This window comes from Microbacterium sp. Root53 (genome assembly GCF_001426925.1).
In the GTDB taxonomy this organism is placed as follows: Bacteria; Actinomycetota; Actinomycetes; order Actinomycetales; family Microbacteriaceae; genus Microbacterium.
In genome coordinates, this window is record NZ_LMFR01000001.1 from 355,718 (window position 1) to 366,679 (window position 10,962).

The 10,962-nt window shown below is 72.4% G+C and carries 4 protein-coding genes; all 4 read left to right on the plus strand.

Annotation, left to right across the window (positions count from 1 at the left end; translation table 11 throughout):
* Positions 1 to 74 precede the first annotated feature (74 nt).
* From ASD19_RS01705 to ASD19_RS01720, 4 genes are read left to right on the plus strand one after another with little or no spacing between them, the layout of a single operon-like run.
* Positions 75 to 6,230, plus strand: coding sequence for an Ig-like domain-containing protein (locus ASD19_RS01705; RefSeq protein ID WP_055988124.1), 6,156 nt, complete (start codon positions 75 to 77; stop codon positions 6,228 to 6,230).
* Between the two features lie 21 nt (positions 6,231 to 6,251).
* On the plus strand, positions 6,252 to 7,226 hold the full coding sequence (locus ASD19_RS01710; RefSeq protein ID WP_055988126.1) for an AAA family ATPase: 975 nt from the start codon (positions 6,252 to 6,254) through the stop codon (positions 7,224 to 7,226).
* Positions 7,227 to 7,255: 29 nt separating this feature from the next.
* A complete protein-coding gene (locus tag ASD19_RS01715) occupies positions 7,256 to 8,563 on the plus strand; it encodes a DUF58 domain-containing protein (RefSeq protein WP_082542895.1) in 1,308 nt (435 codons plus the stop codon).
* Positions 8,560 to 10,962, plus strand: a complete 2,403-nt coding sequence (locus ASD19_RS01720) for a transglutaminase-like domain-containing protein (protein WP_235562939.1) — start codon at positions 8,560 to 8,562, stop codon at positions 10,960 to 10,962. The genes ASD19_RS01715 and ASD19_RS01720 overlap by 4 nt, the downstream gene beginning before the upstream one ends.

Consider the following 10,962-nt stretch of genomic DNA (forward strand, 5'->3'; position numbering starts at 1 on the left):
GCCCTGGTCGGGGCCGGGGAGGCGCTGAGCGGGCCGATTAGGATACCGGTCAGGAGTCGGCGAGGGGGTGCGCGATGAAGACTGTGTCCTGGGCACGGGTGCGTCCGCGCACGCTCGCGGGCGCCTCAATCGTCACGGTCGCCGCGCTCGGCGTCACGACCATGGCCGTCGCGTACGAGGGCAACCCGACCACCGAGCTCGACCTCCACGACGGATCAGTCTGGATCACCAAGGCCGATGAGCAGTGGGTCGGCCACTTCAACAGCGAGTCACAGGTCCTGGACGGGCGCCTCGTCACGCCGTCCGCCGACTTCGACGTCCTGCAGGACGGCGACCGGATCCTCATGCAGGACCTGGGCGACGGGACGCTCGGCCCCGTCGACAACGTGGGGGTGTCCCTGGGTGACCGGGTGCAGCTGCCCGGCGGAGCCGAGATCGACTACGCCGCCCGCACGATCGCGGTCCTCGACCCCGCCGAGGGCGAGCTCTTCGTCATCCCCTACGACGGTCTCGCGTCCTTCGCCGTGGCCGACGCCGATCCTGTGCTCGAGAAGCTGGGGGAGAACGCGGCCGTCACGGTCGGCCGTGACGGCACCGTGTACGTCGCCTCGCCGTCCGAGGCGACGCTGTACACGGTCCCCGTGACGGAGGAGGGCGAGGCCGAGAAGCCGTCCGAGCGGGCGCTCGAGGGCGTCGACGAGTCGTCGCAGCTGTCCGTGACCTTGGTGGCCGGCCGCGCGGTGATCCTCGACGAGACGACCGGGTCCGTCATCATCCCGGACGGGCCGACGGTCGCGCTCGAGGAGCCCGAGGACGCGCGCCTCGCGCTGGACGCGGCCGACGGGGACGCGGTCGTCGTCGCGACGCGCACCGAGCTGCTGAGCATCCCGCTCGACGGCTCCGAGCCCGAGGCCGCTCCCGCCGGAGCCCTGACGGGCACCCCCGCCGAGCCCGTGTGGCTCAACGGCTGCGCTTACGGCGCGTGGATGGAGTCGGGACGGTTCGTGCGCGACTGCGTCGGCGAGCAGCACGACCTCGCGATGCCGATCCCGGAGTACAAGGCCGAGGGCGAGCTGCGCTTCCGCGTCAACCGCGACGTGGTGATGCTCAACAACGTCCTGAGCGGCGCCGCCTGGCTCGCGAGCGACCAGCTGCAGAAGGTGGACAACTGGGACGACCTGACGCCGCCGAAGGGCGACGGCGTCGAGAACCCCGACCCGACCACCGTCCAGGTGCCGGACCCGAGTCCGCCGGACCGCGGCGAGGACAACACGCCCCCGGTCGCCAACCCCGACACGTTCGGCGTGCGGGCCGACGCCGCGACGATCCTGCCCGTGCTCGACAACGACAGCGATCCGGACGGCGACGTGCTCACCGTCACGCTGCCGGACGGTGCGCCCGACGGCGTCACGGTGACGCCGATCAACGACGGCACGTCGCTGCAGATCACCGTGCCGGACGGGGTGTCGAGCGTCGACTCCTTCACGTACGAGGTGAACGACGGCCGCCCCGGCGGCACGGCTCAGGCGCAGGTGCGCGTCGAGGTCCGAGGCGAGGACGAGAACACGCCGCCGAAGCAGCTGCGGCAGATCGCCATCCCCGTCGAGTCGGGCAGCTCCGTCACCTACAACGTGCTGCCGGACTGGGTCGACCCCGACGGCGACAACCTCTACCTCGAGTCGGTCACGCCCGCCGAGGGCGACGAGGCGGAGTTCACGGCGGACGGCCGCATCACCTACCGCGCCATCTCGGGCGACCAGGGCCTGGTCGACGTCAACATCGTCGTCTCGGACGGCCGCTCGAGCATGGCGGGGCTGCTGAAGCTCGACGTGCGCGCTCCCGGGTCCACGCCGCCGCTCGCGACCGCCGACCACCTGGTCGTGCGCGCGGGGCAGCAGGGCACGGTCTCGCCCCTGGCCAACGACCTGAGCGCCAGCGACGAGCCGCTCGAGCTCACCCAGGTGAGCGAGGTGCAGGGCGCGACGATCGTCCCCGACTTCGCATCGGACACGTTCACCTTCGAGTCGGACACGGTGGGCACCTACTACGTCGACTACCTCGTGACGACGTCGGGGACCACGCCGGTGCCGGGCCTCGTGCGGGTGGACGTCATCGAGCCCGTCGAGAGCGAGGAGCCGCCCGTCGCGGTGCGCGACGTCGCGCTGCTCCCGGTCGGCGGCGACGCACTGGTGAACGTCCTGGCCAACGACTCCGACCCGGCGGGCGGCGTGCTCGTGGTGCAGTCCGTGGACGTGCCCGACGATGCGGGCCTCGCGGTCTCGGTGATCGGCCATGAGACGCTGCGCGTCACGGACCGCGGCATGACCGGCGAGGGCGGTCAGGTCACCATCCGCTACACGATCTCGAACGGCGTCGCGCCGTCGGTCCAGGGCGAGGTCGTCGTGATCGCCATGCCCGCGCCGGCCAAGCTGCGTGCGCCGATCGTCAACGAGGACACCGCCGTCGTGCGCGTCGGCGACGTCGTGACGATCCCGGTGCTCGACAACGACTACCACCCGAACGACGACGAGTTCCACCTCGATCCGGAGTCGGTCCGGCTCGACACGGAGGGCGCCGGCGAGGCCTTCGCGGCCGAGGACGACGTGCGCTTCCACGCGGGCGACGAGCCCGGCACGGCGTACGTGACCTACACGGCCGTGGACAGCACGGGACAGCGGGCGACCGCTCCGGTCGCGATCCAGGTGCTCCCGCTCGACGAGGAGAACAACAACGCCCCGCGGCCCGAGGACGTCGAGTCGCGCGCGCTGGACGGCAGCACGACGAGGATCACGATCCCGCTCGACGGCATCGACCCCGACGGCGACTCGGTCGAGCTGGTCGGCATCGACTCGGGCCCGAAGCTCGGCACGATCCTCGAGAGGGGAGCGAACTACCTCGACTACGAGGCCTCGCGCGGCTCGACCGGCGTGGACACCTTCACGTACCGTGTGCGCGACAGCCTCGGTGCCGAGTCGACCGCCACGATCCGGGTGGGGATCGCGCCCGCCGCCGCGCAGAACCAGGCTCCGTTCGCGGTGCGCGACAGCCTCGCGATGCGTCCCGGCCGCGTGGTGGCGGCCGCGGTCCAGGAGAACGACTCCGACCCCGACGGCGACACCATCGGCATCGTGCAGGGGACGGACGGGCTCGTGCTCGGCGAGAACCCGCAGGTCGAGGCGGAGGCGGTCGGCGAGCGCGTGGTCGTGACGGCGCCGGACCACGAGCTCGAGACCTCGCTGCAGTACACGATCGAGGACGAGCACGGCGCGCAGGCGAAGGGCGTGCTGCAGGTCACGGTCGACGAGGACGTGCCGCTGCAGGCGCCGATCGCGCGCGACGACCGCGTGCTGCTCGAGGACATCGATCTCGAGGAGCAGACCGCCCAGATCGACCTGCTGCTGAACGACGAGGACCCCGACGGCACGGCGACCGCCGAGACGCTCGGGATCCAGCTCGCGCCCGACGACTCGGCCCAGCTGCTCGCGGACGGGATCGTGAGCGTCCAGCTCGAGGAGCGCCGCCGCCTGATCAAGTACACGATCACGGACCAGGACGACCAGGTCGCGCACGCGTTCATCCACGTCCCCGGCCAGGAGGATCTGCGTCCGAGCCTGATCTCGACCGAGCCTGTGGAGGTCAAGAGCGGCGAGCGCATCGACCTCCCGCTCGCGGAGTACGTCCGCTCGGCGGACGGCGGGGATGTGCGCATCACGGAGGCCGAGAAGGTCTCGGCCGGCCGCAGCGACGGCTCGTCGCTCGTGATCGACGAGCGGACGCTCACCTACCGGTCGGCCGACCGGTACGCGGGCAAGGACGCGATCACGTTCGAGGTGACGGACGGCGACGGACCCGACGACCCGAACGGGCGCGTGTCGACGCTGTCCATACCGATCACGGTCACGCCGCCCGACAACCTGCCGCCCGAGATGCTCGGCGGCGCCGTCACGGTCGGCGCGGGCGACTCGCAGCCCGGCACGCTCGAGCTCTCCGGCCTCGCGACCGACATCGACGAGGACCCGCTGTCGTTCTCGCTGGGCGAGGTGCCGGCAGGTCTCCAGGCGACCATCGCCGGAGGATCCACGCTGGAGGTCCGGGCCGACGCCGACCAGAAGGGCACGGTCGCGTCGATCCCCGTGACCGTCGACGACGGCCAGGACAATCCGACGAGCCCCGAGCCCGTCACCTCCGAGATCGAGGTCACCGTCACGGCGTCCACGCGCGAGCTGCCCACGGCCAGCGACGACACGTTCGACACGTGGAACCAGGGCGAGACGCGCTCGGTCGACGTGCTCGCCAACGACTTCAACCCCTTCGAGGGCGAGGCTCCGCTCGAGGTGATCGACGCTTCGCTCGAGACGGGCGAGGGCACGGTCCAGTTCGACGGCAGCAGCGTGACGGTCACCCCCGCGGAGGACTACCACGGGCGTTTCGTCGCCCGCTACACGGTGCAGGACGCCACGGGCGACCCCGACCGCACGGCCGAGGCGCGCGTCAACGTGACGGTGCAGGGGCGGCCGGACGCTCCCGGCAAGCCGCGCGTGACCAACGTCCAGAGCCGTCAGGTCACCATGACGTGGCTGCCGCCCGCCGACAACGGCGCGAACATCACGGGCTACAAGGTGACCGCGGTCAAGGGCGGCGAGTACGAGGCCGACTGCCCCGAGACGACCTGCACGCTCACAGGCCTGACGAACAACGTGACGTACGCGTTCACGGTCACGGCGATCAACAGCGTGGGCGAGTCCGACGCCTCGCCGGTCAGCCAGGACGCGCGGCCGGACGTGCGGCCCGAGCGCCCGCTCGCGCCGCAGATCCCGGAGTTCCGCGACAGCGGGCTGCTCGTGACGTGGAAGGCGCCCCGCACCGAGGGCTCTCCCATCACGAAGTACGAGCTCGAGATCACGCCGACGCCGCCGAGCGGCATCAACGTCAAGACCGTGCCGGCGGGCACCACCCAGCTCTGGTGGGACGGCCTGCAGAACGGCACCGCGTACTCGGTCCGCGTACGCGCGCACAACAGTGCGCCGGACCCGTCCGAGTGGAGCCCGCAGTCGCCCACGAACATCCCTGCGAAGCCGCCGGCGGCGCCCGGCACCCCCGTGGCGCAGCGTCAGAGCAGCATCGGCCCCACGCCGGGCGGCGTCGAGGTGACGTGGCCCGCGGTGACCGGTCCCGAGGCGGGCGGCGACGCGGTCGACGCATACCAGGTGCAGGCATACCGGGGCGGCAGCCCGTACGGCTCGCCGCAGACCGTGGGCGGCACGCGTGCGGTGTTCTCCCTGCCGGCCAGCAACTCCGACTACACGTTCACGGTGAAGGCGAAGAACAAGGCCGGATGGGGCGGCACGAGCGCTCACAGCGCGCCGCTGCGCCAGTTCACGTCGCCGACCGCTCCGGGCAAGCCCAGCGTGCGCGAGGGCGACGGGCGGATCGACGCGTCGTGGGCGCCCGCGACGGCCGAGGGCGCGAACGCGAACGAGATCCACTACCAGTACAGCGTCAACGGCGGAGCGTGGCAGGGCGTCGGCAACTCGACGTCGACGACGATCAACGGGTTGAACAACGGCTCGACCTATCGCGTGGTCGTGCGCGCGATCGCGGTGGCCAACGGGGCCACGTCGGAGCCCGGCCCGAACTCCCCGCCGTCCGACCCGGCGACCCCGTACGGGCCGCCGCGCAACCCCAGCGTCACGGCGGATCGCGTCGGCGACGGCACGCAGATCCGATTCACGTGGAACGCGCCCGCGCCGAACGGCCGGCTGATCGTGCGCGCCGAGGCCCGGTTCTACGACGGCAAGGGCTGGCAGAACGTGCCGCTCGACGGCTCGACGACCCGCAGCTACGGCTACAGCGCCACCGGCAAGATCGGCGTGCGCGTGTACGACTCCGCGGGCCAGGTCAGCGGCGAGGCCATCGCGCAGGCGACGACCCGCGACCCCCCGCAGCCGTCGGTCCGCGTCTTCCAGCAGGGCAACGCGGGCAACGAGCCGAACTGCGATTCGGGCAACTGCCAGTGGATGTGGCTCGGGTACGAGAACCTCCCCGCCGGCAACTACACCGTGCAGTGCTACAGCGGCAACAGCGGGCAGTACTACGCGACGTGGCGGGGATACCTGTCCGGCACGGGCAGCAAGAACATGGGGTGCTACTACGGCTTCACGGGCACCCAGGTGCACCTGAAGGTGGAAGGCCCGTACAGCGCCAAGACGCCCTCGATCACGTGGCGATAGCAGACGACGAAGGATGACGACATGACGATGACCCCCGAACAGGCGGCCTGGTTCCAGGGCACCTTCGGCCGCCTGGTCGACAACGTCGACAAGGCGCTGATGGGCAAGCGCGAGGTCGTGGGCCTCGTGCTTGCGGCGATGCTCGCCGAGGGTCACGTGCTGCTCGAGGACGCGCCCGGGACGGGCAAGACCAGCCTCGCCAAGGCGCTCGCCGCCACCGTGCAGGGCACGTCGAGCCGCATCCAGTTCACGCCCGACCTGCTGCCGAGCGACGTGACCGGCGTGACGATCTACGACCAGCAGTCGCACACGTTCGAGTTCCACCGCGGCCCCGTGTTCGCCTCGATCGTGCTCGCCGACGAGATCAACCGCGCGTCGCCCAAGACGCAGTCGGCGCTCCTCGAGGTCATGGAGGAGTCGCGCGTCACGGTCGACGGCACCCCGCACGAGGTGGGGCGCCCGTTCCTCGTGATCGCGACGCAGAACCCGATCGAGCAGGCGGGCACCTACAAGCTGCCCGAGGCGCAGCTCGACCGCTTCCTGATCAAGACCTCGATCGGCTACCCCACCCTCGACGTGACCGAGCGCATCCTGGCGGGATCCGCCGAGCGCAACCCGTCGGCCCACCTGAGCGCGATCATCACGACCAGCGCGGTGTCCGACATGGCCGACCTGGCCTCGACCGCGCACGTCGAGCCCGCCGTGCTGCGCTACGCCGCGGAGCTCGCCGAGGCGACGCGCGAGGACAGGGACACGCGCCTGGGCGTCTCGGTGCGCGGCGCGATCGCGATCGTGCGCCTGGCCAAGGTGTGGGCGGCGGCGCAGGGTCGCCACTACGTGATCCCCGACGACGTGAAGTCGCTCGCGCAGCCGGTCTGGGCGCACCGTCTCGTGATGGACCCCGAGGCCGAGTTCGTGGGGACCACGCCCGAGTCCGTGATCGCCCGAGTGCTCGAGAAGGTTCCCGCGCCGCAGGCCCGCGCCGCGAGCGTCTGACCGCGCCGAGACGGATCCAACCCGACCGGATGACCACCGCAGCCGAGCCCGCGACCGCGCCCGTCCCTCCGGACGACCGCGCGGCGTCGGGCGAGCGCGCGTCGACGGCGGCGGAGCCCGCCCAGGCGAGCTGGCGCGAGGTCGGGCTGTACCTGCTGGAGCGCGCCGGCCACGCGCTGCGGCGCGCCGCGGCGGTCGTCCGGCCCATCGGCTGGGTCCTGATCGCGGTCGCGGCGCTGCTGTGGATCGTCGGCCCGTGGATGGGCTGGCGCGAGGTGACGGTCGCCGCCGTCGTGGTGACCGTGGTGCTCGGGCTGTGCCTGCTGTTCCTGGTCGGGCGCACGACCTACGACGTCACGCTGGACCTGACGCGCACCCGCGTGGTCGTGGGGGAGCGCGCGGTCGGCGCCCTGACCCTGGCCAACTCGGGCGGCCGGGCCATCCTGCCGTCGCGCGTGGTGCTGCCGGTCGGCGCCGGGCGCGGCGTGTTCGGGGTCAAGCACCTGGCCCCCGGCGAGGAGGTCGAGGAGCTCTTCGCGATCCCCACGGTCAAGCGCGCCGTGCTCCCCGTCGGCCCCGTCAGCATCGTGCGCGGCGATCCGCTCGGCCTGTTCGAGCGCGTCGACAGCCGCGACGAGCCGGTCGACCTCTACGTCCACCCGCGAACGGTGCGTTTCGAGGGCCAGTCGCTGGGCTTCGTGCGCGACCTCGAGGGCATGGTCTCGCGGGAGCTGGCGCGCGACGACATCGCCTTCCACGCCCTGTCGGAGTACCAGCCGGGCGACGATCTGCGGCACGTGCACTGGCGCTCGACCGCCCGCACGGGCACGATCATGGTCCGCACCTACGAGCAGACCCGGCGCTCGCACTTCGTGATCGGCCTGTCGACCAACCCGGCCGAGTACGCGGACGAGGACGAACTGGAGCTCGCCGTCTCGGCGGCCGGCTCCCTGGGCCTGCGCGCGCTGCGGGACTCGTACAAGGTGGATGTGCGCACCCAGTCCGGGCGCCTGCGCACCGAGTCGCAGAAGCACCTGCTCGATTCGCTCTCGGGAGTCGAGCCCTCGCGTCCGAAGGCGGGCGGCACGACCGCGCTCGCCGGATCCATCGCCGCCGCCGCCCCCGCGGCGAGCGTGGTCGTGCTGGCCTGCGGCAGCCGCGTCACCGCCGCCGAGCTGCAGGCCGCGATCTCGCGTCTGCCGCTCGGCTCGCGCGTCCTGGCCGTGGTCGCGGCGCTCGGGCAGGAGCCGGGCCGGCGTCGCATCGGCGAGGCCGACGTGATCACTGTCGGCGATCTCGACCAGCTCGCCCCCTCGCTGCGGAGGGTGCTGGCGTGAGGTCGACCCTGCTGCCGCCCCCGACCGAGGCTCCGCCCGCGCCCCCGGCTCCTCCGCAGTCGACGCGTCGCGCGGCGCGCACCGCCCCGGTCCGGCTCCCCGCCCGCCGGTGGGCCCTCGATCTCGGGGCCGTCGCGCTGCTGCTGCTCGTGCCGGTGATCGGCTTCTGGCCCACCTTCGGCGGCCCCGCGGTGCTGATCGCCGGCCTGGGCGGTCTCGCCCTCGGGCTCGGGATCGCCGTCGTCGGCACGCTGCGCCGCTGGGGCGTGCTCCTGCTGGCCGCCGCCGTCGTGGTCGCGTACTTCGTCTTCGGCGCCGCGTTCGCGCTGCCGCACACCGCGCTGCTCGGCGTCATCCCGACGCTGGAGACCCTGCGCCTGCTGGCGGTGGGCGTCGTGACGTCCTGGAAGTCGCTGCTCACCACGGTCGCGCCCGTGTCGTACGAGGACGGCCACCTCATCGTGCCGTTCCTCCTGATCCTGATCTTCACCGTCCTGGCCGCGAGCCTGGCCCTGCGGGTCCGGCCGCCCGCCTGGGCGCTGCTGCCGGCGGGCGCGTGCCTGGCCCTGCAGATCGCGCTCGGCACCTCGGAGCCAGCCGCGCCGATCATCCAGGGCGTGATGCTCGCGGTCGTGGCGATCGTGTGGCTGGCCCTGCGCGAGGCGTGGGCTCCGACCCGCAGTGCGATCTCGCTGTCGTCCGAGGACGAGCGCACGGAGGACCGCCGCCACGTGGTGCGCCGCGTCGGCGCCGCGGCCGGGGTGCTGGCCGTGGCGTGCGCGGCGGGCGGCGCGTCGACGCTGCTCGCGCCGCCCAACGAGGTCCGCTACGTGATCCGCGACGTGATCATCCCGCCGTTCGACATCCGCCAGTTCCCGAGCCCGCTGCAGGACTTCCGCATCTACGTCGACAAGTTCGCCGACACGCCGCTGTTCACGGTCACGGGGCTGCCCGCCGGCGCGCGCGTGCGCCTGGGCACCATGGACGCCTACTCGGGCGTGGTCTACAACGTCGCCGAATCGTCGAGCGCGTTCACGCCGCTGCGCTCCAACATGGCCGGGGACGCCGAGGGGCGGACGGCCGAGCTGCGGGTCGAGATCGGCGCGTACTCGGACGTGTGGCTGCCCGACGCCGGTCACGTCGACGCGGTGCGGTTCGAGGGCGCCGACGCCGAGGACCTCCGCCGGGCGACCTACTTCAACCCGTCGACCGGCACCGGAATCGTGACGACCGGGCTCAGCGAGGGCGACGCGTACACGGTGACGGCGGTCATCCCGGACGAGCCCAGCGAGTCCGAGCTCGCCGAGGACCGCTTCGCCGACGTGGAGATCCCGCGGCCGAACGCGGTGCCCGAGAAGCTGGGCGAGCTCGCGTCCGACGCGATCTCGGAGGCCGAGGCGCGCACGCCGATCGAGAAGGTCAAGGCCCTCGAGACGTTCCTGTTCGAGTCGGGGTACTTCAGCCACGGCATCGAGGAGGGCGAGTACTCGCCCTCGGGTCACGGATCCGCGCGCCTGGCGAGCATGGTCAGCGCCGATCAGCTGGTGGGCGACGACGAGCAGTACGCGACGCTGATGGCCCTGATGGCGAACGAGGTCGGGATCCCGGCGCGCGTCGTGATGGGCTTCCACGCCGGCGAGGACGCGCGCGGCGAGCTCGTCGCGAACGGCGACAACCTGCACGCGTGGGTCGAGGTGGCCTTCGCCGAGTCCGGATGGGTCGCGTTCGATCCGACCCCGGACGAGGACAAGGAGCCCAAGGACCAGACCACCCAGCCCAAGACGGATCCGCAGCCGATGCCGCTGCAGCCGCCGCCCCCGCCCAAGGAGGAGGCGGACGAGCCGCCGCTCGTGCCCGAGGACCGCGAGTCCGAGGACGAGGCCGACCCGCTGCCGGGATACCTCGGACTGATCCTCGCGATCGGCGGCATCAGCCTCGGCACCATCGCGCTCCTGCTCGCGCCGTTCGTCATCATCGGCGGGCTGAAGGCGGCGCGGCGTCGGAAGCGGCGCGAGGCGCCCGTCCCCGCCGACCGCATCAGCGGCGGCTGGGAGGAGCTTACGGACCGGGCGGCCGACTTCGGCCGCGCCGTGCCGATCGGCGCCACGCGGTACGAGCAGTCGGCGCACCTCACGCCCGCGCTCGAGGAGCCGCGCGTCACGACGCTCGCCCTGCGCGCGGACGCGAGCGTGTTCGGTCCGGGGGAGCCCACGCCGGGCGAGATCGAGGCGTTCTGGGCCGAGGTGGACGAGGTCGTCGGGGGGATGAACAGGAAGGCCTCGTTCTGGACGAGGCTGAAAGCGCGGCTGAACGTGCGGTCGCTGGCCAAGGGCTCGTCGCTCGCGACGCGCGTGCGGTCGCTGCGCGAGACGGTCTCCGCTCGGCGGAAGGAAGGCTGA